Source organism: Brevundimonas sp. AVps23W (assembly GCF_058681395.1).
In genome coordinates this window covers 3,117,721-3,133,111 of sequence record NZ_CM178738.1, presented here as the reverse complement: position 1 = coordinate 3,133,111, position 15,391 = coordinate 3,117,721, and the positions used below count along the sequence as shown (strand labels likewise).

Below are 15,391 nucleotides of genomic sequence, written 5' to 3'. Positions count from 1 at the left end.
GGGCGAGCGGCTTGAGCGCATGTTGATATTGTCCGGTCTGTCCGGGTTCGGTGGCAGATGTGGGAGCGAATCGCGGGCAATTCAACTGTCCGCCAACGCCGCGTCCAGCATGGCCTGCGGGATGGGCATCAGCTTGGGGCCGTCGGTCCAAACCAGGGCGGCCTCGACCGGGCGGTCGGGATAGAGGCGTTTCAGCACGGCGACATAGACGGCCGCCTGCAAGACATAGGCGGGATCGACCCGGTCCAGGGCGTCGGGGGCGGGGCGGTTGGTCTTGTAGTCGATGACCAGCACCCGGTCGGGCGTAACCACCAGCCGGTCGATGCGGCCGTTGATCGCCACGTTCGACGGGCCAGGCAGGGCGCCGGTCAGGGCGACCTCGGCGCGGGAGCCGGGGCCGAAGACGGGGGCGAAGCGGGCGTCGTCCAGCACCGAGAAGGCGGCGGCGATCATTTCGGCGCGTTGGGTCTGGTCCAGATCGGTCTCGCGCGCCAGCAGGCGCCGCGCGGCGTCGGGGCGGTCAGCGGGCGCGATCTCGGGCAGGCGCTCCAGCAGCCGGTGGATCAGGTCGCCGCGGCGGAACCGGCCCAGGGCTGCGCCGCCGGCCGCGCTGCGGGCCAGGGGCGAGGGGGCGGGGATGCGGATCGAGCCCTCCATCCGCGACGGCGAGGCGAAGCGGGCGGCGGCGTCGGCGGGGGGCGGCGTGACGGCCCAGGCGGGAAGGGCGTCGGCCGATTGAGCGACGGCTGCGGCGACGGGACGGCGTTCGGGATCGACGCCGAAGCGGCGGACGCCGTTCTCGACCTCGCGCACCTGATCATCCAGCCGGTCGAAGGTTTCTTCGATCACCGACCACCAGCTGCCGGGTTCGGCGCCCCGGCTGGAGGCGCGGCCCATGACGATGACCCGGTCGCGGGCGCGGGTCAGGGCGACATAGAGCAGGCGCAGGGTCTCGTCGTCGGTGCGGGCCTGGCGAGCTGCGCGGGCGTCGGCCGAGGCGGAGCAGTCGTCCTTGGCCGAGCCGGGGGCCATCAGCCAGGCTTCGCCTTCGCCCTCGCCATTTTCGCTTCTTGGGACGGCCGGCATCAGGGACGGCCCCTGGGCCTTCGCCTTCATCGTGGTGTCGGGCAGGATGACGATGGGCGCCTCCAGCCCCTTGGCGCCATGGACGGTCATGACGCGGACCTCGCCGCGCGCCCCTTCCAGTTCGCGTTTCACCTCGACGTCGGCGGCCTCGAGCTGGGCCAAACAGGTCTCCAGGTCGATGGCGCCGCGGTTCTCGGCGGCCAGCACCTGGTTCAGGGTTTCGTCGACGGCTTCCTCGGCCTCGCGGCCCAGCCGGGCCAGGATGCGGGCGCGGCCGGACCGGCCGGTGTCGTCCACGCGGTTCAGGGCCTGGGAGAAGAAGGCGAAGGGATCGCCGCCGCGCGCGGCGATGACGGCCTGGAGCATGTCGCGGGCGCGGGTCCATTCGGGGCGTTCGTGCGCCCGGTCGCGCAGGTCGCGCCACAGCTGGCCGCCTTTCCGGTTCTCGCGCCCGGCGAGGGCGTAGAGGCCGTCCTCGTCCACGTCGCACAGGGGGCTGCGCAGCACCTCGGCCAGGGACAGGTCGTCGTCGGGGAAGAGCGCAAATCGGGCCAGGGCGATCAGGTCGTCGAAGACGATATGGCTGGACAGCTTCAGCCGGTCGGCGCCTGCGACGGGGACGCCCTCGGTCTTCAGCGCGCGGATGATCTCCTCGAAGGTGGCGTCGCGACGGCGGACCAGAACGATATAGTCGCCGTAGCCGGCGGGACGCAGGTCGCGGGTGCGGCTGTCGAAGACGGCCAGGCCGCTTTCGACCTGGCGGCGGATCTCGCGGGCCAGGTCGCGGGCCAGGCGTTTCCTGGCGCTGCCGGCGCTCTCCTGATCGACCGGATCGTCCCAGGCGTCGGTTTCGGGCGCGGGTTCGTCGAGGAACAGGGGCCACAGGTCGATGGCGCCGTGCTGGCCGATCCGCGCCGGGATATGACGGGCAATGTCGCCTTGCGGGCCGGTCAGGGCGCGGGTGCGGTCGGGGTCGGCGAAGACGGCGTCGACAAAGGCCAGAACCTCTTCGGTCGAGCGGTAGGAGGTGTTCAGCTCGGGTCCGCGGTATTCCAGCCCCGCCCCTATCGCCAGCTGACTGTAGACATCTCGTTCCTGGCGCAGACGTTCGGGCCGGGCGCCCTGGAAGGAGTAGATCGACTGTTTCTCGTCGCCGACGGCGAAGACGGTGCGGCCTGACGTCTGGCCGGAATAGAACTCCCCGGTCAGGGCGCGGACGATGGCCCATTGCTCCGGCGCGGTGTCCTGGGCCTCGTCGATCAGGACGTGGTCGACCCCGCCGTCCAGCTTGTACAACACCCAGGCGGCGGCCCCGCTGCGGGTCAGAAGGGCGGCGGCGCGGGCGACCAGGTCGGGGAAGTCCAGGGCGCCGCGCTGGGCCTTTGCGGCCTCGTAAAAGGCGGCGTGGGCGCGGGCCAGGGTCAGGACCTTGATCGTGTCGTCGGCGATCCGCGCCTTGCGCAGGGCCTCGCGGGTGGCGAGGAATTTGGTCTGGAGGTCCAGCAGCCAGCCGACCGCGCCTTGCGGCGCCGACTTGGTGCCCATGCTCTTTCGCGGCTCGCCCGCCTGGGTGCAGAAGACGCCGGCTAAGGCCGCAAACCCGGCGTGGGGCGGGGCGGCGACGCTCATGGCGTCGGCGATCTTGCGGTCGTTGGTCGAGCCGGTCTCCATGGCCTCGGCCATGCGGTTCCATTCGGCGGGATCGATCCAGGCGACGAAGTCGTGTTCCAATTCTTCGGGACTGCGGCCCGCCTCGGCGCCGGTGAGAGCGTAGGGATCGGGCGCGGTTCCGGCCTCGGCCCGGTCGATATAGTCCAGCAGATCGGCGCGCTTGGCCTCGATCATCGACAGCAGGGCTTGGAATCTCTGCCAGTCCAGTTCGACGGCGAAATGGCTGTAGGCCGAGCCGATGGGGCCGTCGGGAGCAGCGACGGCGGCGCGGGCCAGGTCCTCGCGCGCAGCATGGCTGAGGGCGGTGGCGGCCTGGTCTTCCAGCACGGTGAAGCGGGGCGAGACCCCGGCCTCGAGCGGGAAGCGGCGCAGCAGTTTTTCGCAGAAGGCGTGGATGGTCTGGATCTTCAGCCCGCCCGGCGTCTCCAGCGCGCGGGCGAACAGTTTGCGGGCGCGGGAAAGCGCCGCGTGATCCATCGCCTGCGGATCGCCGTCGTCCAGACGGGCCAGTTCGCGCAACAGGGCGGCGTCGTCCAGCACGGCCCAGCCGCCCAGCTGGTCGAACAGCCGGGCCTGCATCTCGGCGGCGGCGGCCTTGGTGTAGGTGACGCACAGGATGGCGCCGGGGTCGACCTGATCCAGCAGCAGCCGCGCCACCCGGTTGACCAGGGTGGTGGTCTTGCCCGAGCCGGCGTTGGCGGTGACGAAGACGGTCAGGCGCGGATCGGCGGCGACGATCTGGGGGGAGTGGACGGTCATTCGCTGTCCTCGCCGTCGCCGATGACCGACCATTCCCAGACGCGGGCCAGATGGTCGTAGTTGCCGCCCTGGTTGCCCATGAACTGGGGCGCGGCCCAGGAGACATAGGGGGTGTTCGGGTCGTCGAAGCGGGCGATGCGGCGCTTCAGCCCATCCAGCGCCGCCTGGGCCAGGTCGGCGGCCTCGGCGCCCGAGGCGCGGGTGATGACCTCGCCCGCCGTCTTGCGCCCGACCACGCGGACATAGGTCAGTTCGTCGGGCGTGACCGGGCCGTTGGTGTCCTTGAACCCGCCGTCGGCCAGGATGGCGGCGGTCAGGGTCAGTTGCGGGGCGAAGCCGGACTTGACCTGTTTGGCGCTGGGGGCTGCGCCGGTTTTGAAGTCCATCACCGCCGCCCCGTCGGAGGCCAGCTCGATCCGGTCGGCGAAGGCCTTGACGGTGAAGGGGCCGGCGGGGGCGTCGAAGGTCATGGTCCCCTGTTGCTCGACCAGGATGTCGATGCCCCGCGCGCGGCGGCGGCGCTCGAAATCGGTCAGCCAGCGTGCGCAGTTGCGGGCCAGGGGCGCCTCGCGCGCCATGGCGGCGTCCTCGAAGCCGCGCGCGCCCAGTTCACGCAGCAGATGGTCGTGCAGGACGGCTTCGCAGTCGTCGGGCAGGTCGTCGGGCCAGTCCAGGGTCAGCCGTTCGACGGCGGCGTGGACGGCGTTGCCACGGGCGAGCGCTTCGGCAGAAGCGCCGGGGCGCTCCATCGCCTCAAGCCCCAGCACCCACAGGGCGTAGATGGCGTAGGGGTCGCGCACCCAGCGTTCGATGCGGGTGACATAGAGGCTGCGCGGACGGCGATGGACCGGCGGGCGCGGCTCGGGCCGTTTGGCGAAGCGCGGCGGGCCGGGCGGGGGGGCGTCCAGGGCGCGGGTCCAGTCCAGAACGGTGCGGGGGCGGGGCAGCTCGACCGGCGTCTCGACGGAATGGGCGCCGCGCGTCAGCATCTCCAGCCGCCACAGCCAGCGCGAACGCACGGCGGGTTGCCCGCCGCGTCGTTCGCTATGAACCAGGATCACCTCGTCGGCGCAGGCGGCCTGGACGAAGTCCTGGGCCGTCTGGCCCAGGCGGCGTTCTGGCGGGGGCAGGCCCAGGGCCTTGCGCATCGGACGCGACAGGAAGGGGTCGGTCGGGGCGGCCTGGGGCCAGACGCCTTCTTCTAAGCCCGCCAGGATCATCCGGTCGGCGCGCACCAGCCGCGCCTCGATGGCCCCGAGGATACGCAGCGACGGATGGGTAGCGCCGCCTGTGCGGACCACGGTCTCGCGCACCAGGGACGTGGTCAGCTCGGCCAGGTCGGCTCGGTCGATACGGCCCAGGGCGGCGCCGCCCTCGATCAGGCCGGACAGGAGGGCGGCGGCGGCCTCGCCGTCCGGGCCGGCCCAGGCGTCCTGGCCGGCCAGGGTCTCGATCAGGCGCGTCAGGGCGGAGGCGGCCGTGTTCAGCTCGGCCTCGGGGGCGAAGGCGGCGGTCGCGACCTCGACGGTGGTTTGCAGATGGTCGACCAGGCGGGTGGCGGCCGACAGGCGTTCCCGTTTCCACTCGGGCGGAGCCTTGCCGCGCCGGTCAGGCTGAACGGCTTCCAGCATACGGCGGCGCACGGCGGCGAAGTCGCGGGGGCGGGGGCCGCGCAGGGCGTGCTCCTCCAGCGCGGCGACGGCGGCGGCTTGAGGGGCGTCGCCCAGGTCGAACCGGGCCAACGGGTGTTTGACGATGGCCAGCAGCAGATGGGGCTGGACCGGATCGGCGATCCAGCGGGCGCACAGATCGACCAGGGCACCGGCGGGCAGGCGGGACAGGGGGCTGCCGGCCGAGGAGTCGGGGATGACGCCCCAGCGTTCCAGCCGGGCGGCGACGCGGCGGCCCAGGGCCTGATCCGGCGTCACCAGCGCGCAGGTCTTGCCCGGCGTCTCCAGCGTCTCGCGCATCATTAGGGCGATGGCGGCGGCGGCCTCTTCCTCGGCGCGGACGGTCAGCAGGGACAGGCCTTGCAGGCCTTCGGCGATGGGGTCGCGGGCCTCGCCGCGCGCGGCGGCGGTCGAGCGGAGGTCGCGGATGGCGCGGCGCCAGTCGTCGGTGGCCTCGGCGGGGCGCAGGGCCTCGTTGACCAGGCGTTGGCGGGCCTGGCCACGGGCGAGGGCGGCGGGGGGCTGGGACGGGGCGAACCAGGGTCGGACATCGGCGCGGGCGACCTCGACCCGGTCCAACAGTCGTTTCATCGCGCTTTGCGGGTGCTGTTCGTCCAGCCGGTCCCAGACCGCCGCGTCCAGATCGAGGTCGAGGCCGGGCAGGACGACGCAGCCCAGGGGCGCCCTGGCCACGGCCTTCAGCACGTCGCCGGCGGCGGGAACGGTGCCGGTCGAACCTGCGGCGATCACGGCCTGGGTCGGGGGCGTGTGGTCCCACAGTTCGGCGAGGCGGCGCAGCAGGGTCGCGCGGCGCCAGGCGGGATCGACCAGGCCCAGCTCGGCCAGGCGTTTCGGCCAGGCCTCGACCGCCAGGCCCAGGAACTCGGCTGACCGTTCCCAGTGCTCGGCCATTTCGCCGTCGACCAGGGTCGCAATCCGTTCGGGGTTCTGGATTTCTTCCAGCTGGCAGGAATCGAGGAAGCCGCCGAGCGCATCGGCCAGATCCAGGGCCCGCATCGGCGTCAGGCCGCTGTCGAACTGTTCGACGATCATCCGCGCCATTTCGAACCGGCGGGTCAGGGCGGGGATGGCGGGCGGCAGGTCTAGGCCGAGGGCGCCGGGGGTGAAGGGGGGCTCGTCCTCTTCCAGATCGCCCAACGGCCGGACCTGAGGCAGCAGGATGGGGCGGCCCTGGGACAGTTTCGACAGGGCGCCGGTGAAGGCGCGGGCGGCGCGGCGGTTGGGCAGGAGGATGGTGGCGTCCGACAGGGTCTCGGGCGGCAGATCGCCCAGCCAGTCGAGGACGCCGGCGGCCAGGTCTTCGAGGAAGGGCCGGTGGGCGGGGACGGCGTACCAGCGGGGGCTGGACGCGGCGAAGGGATCGAAGGGAGACGTGGCGGCCATGGTCATACCCCTCCCTCACAATCCGTCATCCTCGGGCTTGTCCCGAGGATCCATAGACTCGGTCGCGGCCGGTGCGCTCCCTTTGAAACCGGGCGTAGGGATCCTTGGGGCAAGCCCGAGGATGACGAGGAAAAAACAGGTGTCGTCACCCCAATCCCGCCAGTTTCGCCTCGGCCTGATCCCGCGCCACGGGATCGCCGACGTGCATCCAGTCGCCGTCCAGGACGCAGCCGAACAGGCGCCCTTCTGCGGCGGACTTGCGCCACAGGGGGCTGAGGGAGAAGGGGCCGTCGGGGCCGTGGTCGGCATAGCCGGGGCGGGTGATGTGGACGCCCATATAGGCGAAGGGGGCGGACGGGGCGTCGCCGCGGAAGGTCAGTCTCCCATCGTCGGCCAGGAAGAAATCGCCGTCGCCCTCGAAGCCGATGGAGCCCTCGCGGCGGGCCAGCAGCAGGGCGGCGTCCATCGTGTCCGGGTTCCACAGGCGGATCAGATCGGTCAGGGCGTCGCCACGGTCGATCCAGACGCTGTCGATATTGGCGACGAAGACGGGATCCTCGCCCAGCAGGGGATGGGCCTTCTTCAGCCCGCCGCCGGTTTCCAGCAGTTCGGCGCGTTCGTCAGAGATGACGATCCGGGGGCCGCGTCCACGCGCGGCCAGATGAGCCTCCAGCCGGTCGGCGAACCAGTGGACGTTGACCACGGCGGTCTCGACCCCTGCGCCCGCCAATCGGTCCAGCACATGGTCGATCAGGGCGCGGCCAGCCACTTCGACCAGGGCCTTGGGCCGGTCGTCGGTCAGGGGACGCATCCGGGTGCCCAGGCCGGCGGCGAGGACCATTGCGGTCTGGGGAGCAGTCATGCGCGCACCTCGGCCGAGACGTGTCGGTCGAACCAGCGGGCGACGGGCGCCAGGGCCGGCTGTTCCAGATTGGCGTTCAGATGCCGCCACATCCGCGGCAGGAACTGGCGGTAACGGGGCTTGCCGTCGCGGGCGATCAGCCGGGCGAAGATGCCGATGATCCGCGCTTCGTTCAGGGCGGCCAGCCCGGCGTAGTCGGCCATGAAGGCGGCGCGATCCACTTTGGGGCGCAGGGCGAAATAGCGGTCCAGGGCCTCGGCCTCCAGCGCCGGCGACACGTCGCGGCGGGCGTCCTGAAGCAGGGAGTGCAGGTCCCAGGAGGGGTGGGCGCGCACCGCGTCCTGGAAGTCGATCATGCCGACGCGGGCGGGGCCCTGGCGCTCGGGCAGCCAGATCAGGTTCTCGGCGTGATAGTCGCGGTGGGCCATGACCGAGGCCCCCGCTGCGCCCGAGGCGACCAGGGGCGCCCAGGCCTCGCGCCAGTCGGCGACGGCGGCGGCGTCGAAGGCGACGCGGTCGTCCAGACGGGGCAGCCATTCGACGAACAGGTCGGCCCCGCCCTGAAGCGCCGTCTCGTCATAGGTCAGCATGGGCCAGTCGCCGCCGGGGCCGTGCAGGGTCTGCGGCGGGTTTCCGGCGTCGTGCAGGGCGGCCAGGGCCTCGATGGCCGTCAGATAGAGAGGCGTCTCGTCGGCGCCGTCCTCGATCACCCGGGCGAACAGGGCGTCGCCGAAATCCTCCAGCACGGCCAGGCCGTTCGGGGCGTCCAGCGCCGGGATTTCGGGGGCGGACAGGCCCAGCGACTTCAGATGGGCGGCTACGGCGGCGAAGGCCTCGATCCGGCCGGCGGACAGGCGGGCGACGGCGTTCCAGCCGGCGGCCTGACGCTGTTGCGGCGTCCAGGATGGGTCGGCGGGCGGGCTTTCGGCGGCGGGCGCCTGGTCCATCAGCATCAGGCTGGCGCCGCCCGGCGTGGTCAGCCGCTCGTAGCGCCGCGTCGAGGCGTCGCCGGGCAGGGGCGCGCGCGCCGCCTCGGCCAGGCCGGCGCACTTCAGGAAGTCGAGGCGAAGCTGTTCGCGGTCAGAAACGGACATGGTCGATCAGGTCTTCCCACCGGCCTGCGCCGGAAACGGTCGCAACACGGCCGTCGCCGTGTTCGGAAATTTCGATGACCAGCCGGTCCGGGCCCAGGAACCGCTCGGGCGCCTCGCCCAGACGCTCGGGCCATTCGATGATGGCGCAGCCCTCGTCCAGCGCCTCGTCCAGACCAATCTCGAACGCCTCTTCCGGCCGGGTCAGGCGATAGAGGTCGAAATGGGCGACGGGCGGGTCGGACTCGTAGAACTGGACCAGGGTGAAGGTCGGGCTGGGCACGTCCTCGTCCGGCGTGGTCAGGGCGCGGATCAGGCCGCGCGCCAGGGTGGACTTGCCCATGCCCAGCGGCCCGTACAGCAGCAGGCTGTCGCCGGGCTCAAGCAGAGGGGCGATGGCGTGGCCCAGACGGGTGGTGGCCTCGGCGTCGGGGAGTTCGATCTTCATGGGAACACCGCGTCGGGATCAGCGGCCAGGGTCCGTTCGGTGAAATGTTTCAGGGCCACGGTGGCCTTGACGGCGTCCACGTCCAGGCGGTCGGGCGGGATCGGCTGACCGACCCCAACGCCGAACGGCTTGGCCGCCTTATTGAGCAGTTCGTGGAACAGGGTCACGTCGCGCAGCTCCTGCGAGACCTTGTCGAACAGGTGGAACAGCCGGCTGTAGGGGCCGGTCACGTGCATGGGAATGACCGGCGCGCCGTATTTGCGCGCCAGGGAGGCGGCGGTGGGCGCCCATTCGGGATCGGTCAGGACGCCGTCCTTCTCGCGGGCCAGACGGCCGGCGGGGAACATGACGACGCAGCGTTCGGCCTCGAAGGCGTCTCTCGCGGCGTTCAGGGTGGCGCGGGTCTTTTCGCGGGTGCGCTTGTCGTGGACCCATTCGACGGGGATCACCGTCTCGGCCAGTCGCGGCGAGACGCGCAGGGCGTCGGCGTTGGCGAAGAAGATGGCGTCGGGGCGGCGCTGGCGGACGGCGTCATAGACCGCCACCCCGTCGGCGATGCCGGTGGGATGATTGGCGACCACGACGCACCGGCCGGTCGCGGGCAGGCGATCCAGATGGGTGGTGGACACCTTCAGGTTCAACAGGTCCGAGACATAGTCCAGCGTCTCCGCCCCCGACAGATCCCGGATGGCGTCGGCCATCCGCACCGCCGCCCCGTAGTTCAGCACAGAATACAAGCCCGGCCTCACCACCGGCCACAGCGGCGAGGCGGTCAGACGCGGGGCGCGCTCGGCGATGAGGACATCGACGACATGGGGCGAGCGGCGAACGGGAAGGGCGGCGGAATTCATGGACGACCGCTTGTCGCCGGTTCGGGGAAAGGGAGCAAGCCTACCAGAGACGCGCCACGCCGAAGCTGTCGAACACCTGTTCATTGGAGACGAGCGTCAGGTTGTTGATCAGGCCCTGTGCGATCAGCAGCCGGTCGAACGGGTCGCGGTGCTCGCCCGCCATCCGACCGGCCAGGCTTGCTTCCTGCCAACTCACGGGCAGTTCAGCGAAGGCCTCGTTTTGCATGACTTGAACAAAGTGCTCGGCCAGAACTTGGCCGTTGGGGAGTTTGCCGATGCGGTATTTGATGGCGATCTCGATTGCCGAAACGCTGCTTACGAAGACGGTTTCAGCATTTCGGATCGCATGGCGTGCCGTCTGCGACAGCCGCTCGTTGTCCCAAACCCACCACATCAAGGCATGGGTATCGAGCAGGATGTTCAATCGCCACGCCCTTCCCAGAGGCGAAGTTCTTCTTCGGGGAGCGGGTCGAAGAAGCTGTCGTCAAATCCCCCGATGCCCTTCAGCCGACCCGGCTTGCGTTCAGGTTTCGCGGCCGGTTCGAAAGGCACAATCCGCACTGCGGGCTTGTCGCCGCGCGCAATGACGACCTCTTCGCCACGTTCGGCGGCGGCGATCAGTTTGGAGAGATGGGTCTTGGCGTGATGGACGGTGACAGTGGTCATGTCGCGCTCCTTGGTCCAAGCAACTTAGCTAACTTCTGAGCTGTCAGCAACTTCCGCCCGGCGAACGGTGGTGCTACGCCTCGCCGCTGCAAGTTTTGCGAGGAATGCTCCATGCGCCACCGTTCCCTCCTGTCCGCCGCTTGTGCAGCGGTCGCCCTGATGAGCGCCGCCCCGGCCCTGGCCCAGGTTCCGCCCGCCCCGGTTCCGGCTGCGCCCGCGACGCCCGACGCCTTCACCTATCGCGACATGATCACCGCCAACCGGCTGGGCGATCCGCAGGTGTCGCCGGACGGCCGCTATGTCGTCTATTCGGTGACGACGACGGATGTGGAGGCGAACCGCCGCGCCGGCAGTCTGTGGCTGCTGGACCTGGAGACGCCTGACGTGGCGCCCCGCCGCCTGGCCATCTCGGACCAGGGCGCCAACACCGCCCGCTGGGGCGGGGACGGCAATCTGTATTTCCTGTCGGGCAAGTCGGGCGCCAGCCAGGTCTGGCGCGTGGCCTCGCCGACGGCGACGCCGGTGCAGGTGACCAATCTGCCTTTGGATGTGAACGCCTATCGGATCAGCCCGAGCGGCGACAAGGTGGCCGTGTCCCTGGCCGTCTATCCGAACGCGGCCGACCTGAACGCCTCGGTTGAACTGGGCAAGGCGGCCGCCGAGCGGAAAACGACCGGCCAGGTCTATGACCGGATGTTCGTACGCCACTGGGATACGTGGAACGACCACACTCAAAACCATCTATTCGTCCAGTCGATCGGCCGCAACGGCCAGACGACCGGGAACCCGGTCTGGGTGACAAAGGGCTTCGACGGCGACACCCCGTCCAAGCCGTTCGGCGACGAGAGCGACTTCGTCTTTACCCCCGCAGGCGACTCCATCGTCTTCTCGGCGCGTCTGGCCGGAAAGAGTGAGCCCTGGAGCACCAATTTCGACCTGTGGAAGACCAACGGCCTGACCGGCGATGGGACCTTCTCGAACCTGACGCCCGACAATCCGGCGTGGGATGCGGGTCCGGTGTTTTCGCCGGATGGTCGGACCCTGGCCTATCGCGCCATGGCGCGTCCGGGCTTCGAGGCCGATCGCTATCAGATCGTGCTGATGGATGTTCAGTCGGGCCAGACGCGTGAGATCGCGTCGAACTGGGATCGTTCGGCCGACACCCTGCAATGGTCGCGCGACGGACAGACCCTGTACACGACCGCCGGCGACGTCGGCTCGACCAAGCTGTTCGCCGTGGACACGCGCAATGGCGTGGTGACCCCGGTCACCGGCCCCGGCCATGTCTCGGCCTTCCAGCAGACGCCGTCGGGCTTCGTCTTCGCCCAGGACAGTCTGAAGTCGCCCAGCGATCTGTATTTCAAGACCTATCTGGGTCGTGAAATGCCGCGCCGCCTGACCCAGGCCAATCCGGCCTTGGAGGCCAAGGCCTTCGGCGAATACGAGCAGTTCAGCTTCCCCGGCTGGAACAACGAAACCGTGCACGGCTATGTCATCAAGCCGGTGGGCTATGAGGAAGGCAAGAAATACCCCGTCGCCTTCCTGATCCACGGCGGACCGCAGGGTTCGTTCGGCGACGGCTGGTCCTATCGCTGGAACCCCGAGACCTACGCCGGCGCCGGCTATGCGGTGGTGATGATCGATTTCCACGGCTCGACCGGTTACGGCCAGGCTTTCACCGACGCCATCAGCCAGCACTGGGGCGACCGCCCGCTGGAAGACCTGCAAAAGGGCTGGGCCGCCGCCCAGCAGAAATACGCCTTCCTGGACGGATCCAACGCCTGCGCCCTGGGCGCGTCCTACGGCGGCTATATGATCAACTGGATCGCCGGCAACTGGTCCAATGAATTCAAGTGCCTGGTCAATCACGACGGCGTCTTCGACACCTTCGGCATGGGTTATTCGACCGAGGAGCTGTGGTTCACCGAGTGGGAGTACGGCGGCACGCCGTGGGACAAGCCGGAGGGCTATCAGAAGTTCAACCCCGCCAACCATGTCGAGAACTGGAAGACGCCGATGCTGGTGGTGCAGGGCGACCTGGACTTCCGCATCCCGACGGCCCAGGGCCTGTCCACCTATACGGCGCTGCAACGTCGGGGCATCGACAGCCGCTTGATCGTCTTCCCGAACGAGAACCACTGGGTGCTGAAGCCGGCCAACAGCCTGCAATGGCACAATGAGGTGTTCGGCTGGCTGAACAAATACCTGACCCCGGCCCAATAGGTCGGGTCATCTCCAGAACGAAAGAGGGGCGCAGCCGCAAGGCCGCGCCCCTTTTTTTAACTGCGTCGCCTCAGGTGTCAGAGCGAGGCGCGGGTCTGGGTCATGGAGATCAGACGGTCGTACTGCCGCTCGGTCATGCAGCGCGGGGCGGCCCAGCGTTGGCCGGCTTGGCGGGCGGCGACGGCCTCCTGTGCGGTGACGAAGACCGGTGCTGCGCCGAACTCGCGCTGATAGGCGCGCCGTGTCGCCGCGTCGGTGGCGCAGACCATGACGGACTGAAGCGTGGCGGTGCGGGCTGTATCGGCGCGCGACGCCTGGGCCAGGCTGGGGGTGGCGACCGCGGCCAGAGCGGCGGCGATCAGGATGGGCGTTACGAAACGGGTCATCGGGCATCCTCCTATGGCCTGAATTAAGATCAGGACTCTGACGAAATATGCGCCGATTTTTTGCGTTGTAAAGTTTTTACGACAACTGAGGTTTGTTCGGACGATAATATCTTCCAGCCTCAAGGGCCGTGTCGTTTGGTGGCGCCAAACCGGCCGTGGCGCGTTTGTCCAGATGACAGAGCCGGCGTCTGGGCCAAAATGCTGAAATCGAACGAATTCTGGTCGAAGCTGCGTCGTCAGGGCGTAGCGCCGGCGGTCGTGCGTGCGCGCGAATTGCGGGATTGGGTTCGGGCGAACGATCCCGTCTATGCCGCTGTTCGCCGACCCGGTCGGGCTGAGGCCTGGGCGGGCGGGATCGGCCTGATGTTGATCGGACTGGTGGTGCTGGTCCTGATTCTGTTCGACTGGAACATGTTGCGTGGCCCGATCGGACGGTGGGCGTCGGCCGAATATGATCGCGAGATCGCGCTGCGCGGCGATCTGGACGTCCACCTCTTCAGCTGGACTCCGTCCGTGGTGGTGCGCGGGCTGAAAATCGGCGGGCCAGAGTGGGCGCGGGACCGCGACACCGCCGACGTCGAGGAAATCCGCGCCTCAGTGCGGCTGCGCAAACTGTTCGCCGGTCAGATCGAGATGCCGCTGCTCAGTTTCACCCGGCCCGAAGTGGTGCTGATCGCGGCGGAGGACGGTCGCAAGAGCTGGGAACTGAACCCCGACAAGCCTGATACGGGCGAGGGCATGAAGCTGCCGGTCATCCAGCAGTTGGTCATCATCGACGGCCGTCTGGTCTTCGACGAACGTCGCCGGGATCTGAAGCTGGAAGCGGTCGTCGATGCGCGCGAAGGACAGGACGGGGCGGCGGGCTTTGTCCTGGAGGGCGAGGGCACGGTGAACAGCTCGCCGTTGAAGCTGCGGATCCAGGGCGGGCCCTTCATCAATATCCGCCGCGATCGGCCCTATCAGTTCGAGGCGAGCGTCAGCGGCGCGGGCTCCAGCCTGGAGGCGAAAGGCGCCGTCGTCCGGCCGTTCGACCTGGGCCGGTTCGACGCCACCCTGACCCTGGAGGGGCGGGATCTGTCTGACCTCTATCTGCTGACCGGCGTGACCCTGCCCAACACGCCGCCCTATCGTCTGGCCGGCGCGTTGAAGCGGGACGAGAACATCTGGACCTTCGATGATTTCAACGGCCGGGTCGGGGCCTCGGACCTGGCGGGGAATGTGCGGGTGGATGCGGCCGAGCGGCTGCGGGTCGATGCGCGGCTGACGTCGCGCCGGCTGGACATCGACGACCTGGCCGCCGTCCTGGGCGCGCGTACCCAGACAAATGCGGCCGGCACCAATACCGAGGCCCCGGTCGCGGTCGGCGGCAAGCTGCTGCCGGACGCGCCCCTACAGACCGAGCGCCTGCGGACCATGGACGGCAGCCTGACCTATCGCGCCGCCACGGTGAAGGCGAATGATCTGGACGTGCGGGCGGTGAACCTGGGGGCCGAGTTGAAGGATGGGATCCTCAATCTCGATCCGGTCAGCTTTAATTTCAATCGCGGTGAGCTGAACGGCACGGCGCGGATCAACGCCACGCGCGACGCCCCCTACAGCGTGGTCGACTTCCGCCTGGCCGGCTATCCGCTGGAATCGATCATCCCGGCGCGCGGCGGGGCCGCCCCCCTGACAGGCCGGGCGCTGGGGCGCGCCAAGCTGGAGGGACCGGGGGCCTCGATCCATGATTTCGCGGCGGCGTCGAAAGGCTCGCTCAGCCTGGTGGTGCCCAATGGTCAGATGCGGTCCGCCTTCGCCGAACTGCTGGGCATCAACGCCAGCGCCGGTCTGTTGAAACTGCTGCGGGGCGATCAATCGACGGCCCAGATCCGCTGCGCCGTGGCCGATTTCGACGTCCGTTCCGGCACGGCGACGGCCAAGACCCTGGTCATCGATACCGATGTCGTCCTGGCCCAGGGGACGGGCTCGATCAATCTGGGGGCCGAGACCCTGGATCTGCGCATAGACGGCGAGTCCAAGAAGCCGCGTCTGCTGCGGGTCTGGGCGCCGATCACGGTTCGCGGCGCGCTGACGGCGCCCAGCGTCGGCGTCGATGTCGGCGCCGTGGTCAGCCAGGGCGGCCTGGCCGGGCTGTTGAGCACGGTGGCGGCGCCGATCACCGCCCTGTTCGCCTTCGTCGATCCCGGCCTGGCCGAGGACGCCGACTGCGGCGGCTTGATCGCCGGCGCGCGATAATCTTCAAGGGAGCCGAAGCGGCGCCACGACGTATTGTAA

The 15,391-nt window shown here is 69.4% G+C and carries 11 protein-coding genes; 2 read left to right on the top strand and 9 right to left on the bottom strand.

What is annotated here, in order from left to right; all coding sequences use genetic code 11:
• Positions 1 to 81: 81 nt before the first annotated feature.
• The 8 genes from addA to ACW177_RS15150 all read right to left on the bottom strand — a co-directional run bounded on the left by addA (position 82) and on the right by ACW177_RS15150 (position 10,508).
• The gene (addA, locus tag ACW177_RS15185; RefSeq protein ID WP_492026507.1) at positions 82 to 3,516 is read right to left on the bottom strand and encodes a double-strand break repair helicase AddA; all 3,435 of its coding nucleotides are present in this window, start codon (positions 3,514 to 3,516) and stop codon (positions 82 to 84) included.
• Positions 3,513 to 6,590, bottom strand: a complete 3,078-nt coding sequence (gene addB / locus ACW177_RS15180) for a double-strand break repair protein AddB (RefSeq protein ID WP_492026506.1) — start codon at positions 6,588 to 6,590, stop codon at positions 3,513 to 3,515. The genes addA and addB overlap by 4 nt, the downstream gene beginning before the upstream one ends.
• 145 nt (positions 6,591 to 6,735) lie before the next feature.
• Positions 6,736 to 7,452 (bottom strand): N-acetylmuramate alpha-1-phosphate uridylyltransferase MurU, encoded by a 717-nt coding sequence (murU, locus tag ACW177_RS15175; protein WP_492026505.1) that lies wholly within the window; start codon positions 7,450 to 7,452, stop codon positions 6,736 to 6,738.
• The gene (gene amgK, locus ACW177_RS15170; protein WP_492026504.1) at positions 7,449 to 8,546 is read right to left on the bottom strand and encodes an N-acetylmuramate/N-acetylglucosamine kinase AmgK; all 1,098 of its coding nucleotides are present in this window, start codon (positions 8,544 to 8,546) and stop codon (positions 7,449 to 7,451) included. The genes murU and amgK overlap by 4 nt, the downstream gene beginning before the upstream one ends.
• The gene (gene tsaE / locus ACW177_RS15165) at positions 8,533 to 8,991 is read right to left on the bottom strand and encodes a tRNA (adenosine(37)-N6)-threonylcarbamoyltransferase complex ATPase subunit type 1 TsaE (protein WP_492026503.1); all 459 of its coding nucleotides are present in this window, start codon (positions 8,989 to 8,991) and stop codon (positions 8,533 to 8,535) included. The genes amgK and tsaE overlap by 14 nt, the downstream gene beginning before the upstream one ends.
• Entirely contained in the window at positions 8,988 to 9,842 is an 855-nt protein-coding gene (locus tag ACW177_RS15160) for a GNAT family N-acetyltransferase (RefSeq protein ID WP_492026502.1), read from the bottom strand. Before ACW177_RS15160 ends, tsaE begins: the two co-directional genes overlap by 4 nt.
• A gap of 40 nt (positions 9,843 to 9,882) precedes the next feature.
• Positions 9,883 to 10,266 (bottom strand): type II toxin-antitoxin system VapC family toxin, encoded by a 384-nt coding sequence (locus tag ACW177_RS15155; protein ID WP_492026501.1) that lies wholly within the window; start codon positions 10,264 to 10,266, stop codon positions 9,883 to 9,885.
• A complete protein-coding gene (locus tag ACW177_RS15150; RefSeq protein WP_492026500.1) occupies positions 10,263 to 10,508 on the bottom strand; it encodes a type II toxin-antitoxin system Phd/YefM family antitoxin in 246 nt (81 codons plus the stop codon). Before ACW177_RS15150 ends, ACW177_RS15155 begins: the two co-directional genes overlap by 4 nt.
• A 111-nt stretch (positions 10,509 to 10,619) precedes the next feature.
• Here ACW177_RS15150 and ACW177_RS15145 point away from each other — a divergent pair, with 111 nt between their 5' ends.
• A complete protein-coding gene (locus tag ACW177_RS15145) occupies positions 10,620 to 12,731 on the top strand; it encodes a S9 family peptidase (protein WP_492026499.1) in 2,112 nt (703 codons plus the stop codon).
• 77 nt (positions 12,732 to 12,808) lie between these two features.
• On the opposite strand, the gene ACW177_RS15140 is transcribed toward ACW177_RS15145, so the two are convergent.
• Positions 12,809 to 13,117, bottom strand: a complete 309-nt coding sequence (locus tag ACW177_RS15140) for a hypothetical protein (RefSeq protein WP_492026498.1) — start codon at positions 13,115 to 13,117, stop codon at positions 12,809 to 12,811.
• 198 nt (positions 13,118 to 13,315) lie between these two features.
• On the opposite strand from ACW177_RS15140, the gene ACW177_RS15135 reads away from it, so the two are divergent.
• On the top strand, positions 13,316 to 15,352 hold the full coding sequence (locus tag ACW177_RS15135) for an AsmA family protein (RefSeq protein WP_492026497.1): 2,037 nt from the start codon (positions 13,316 to 13,318) through the stop codon (positions 15,350 to 15,352).
• Positions 15,353 to 15,391 lie beyond the last annotated feature (39 nt).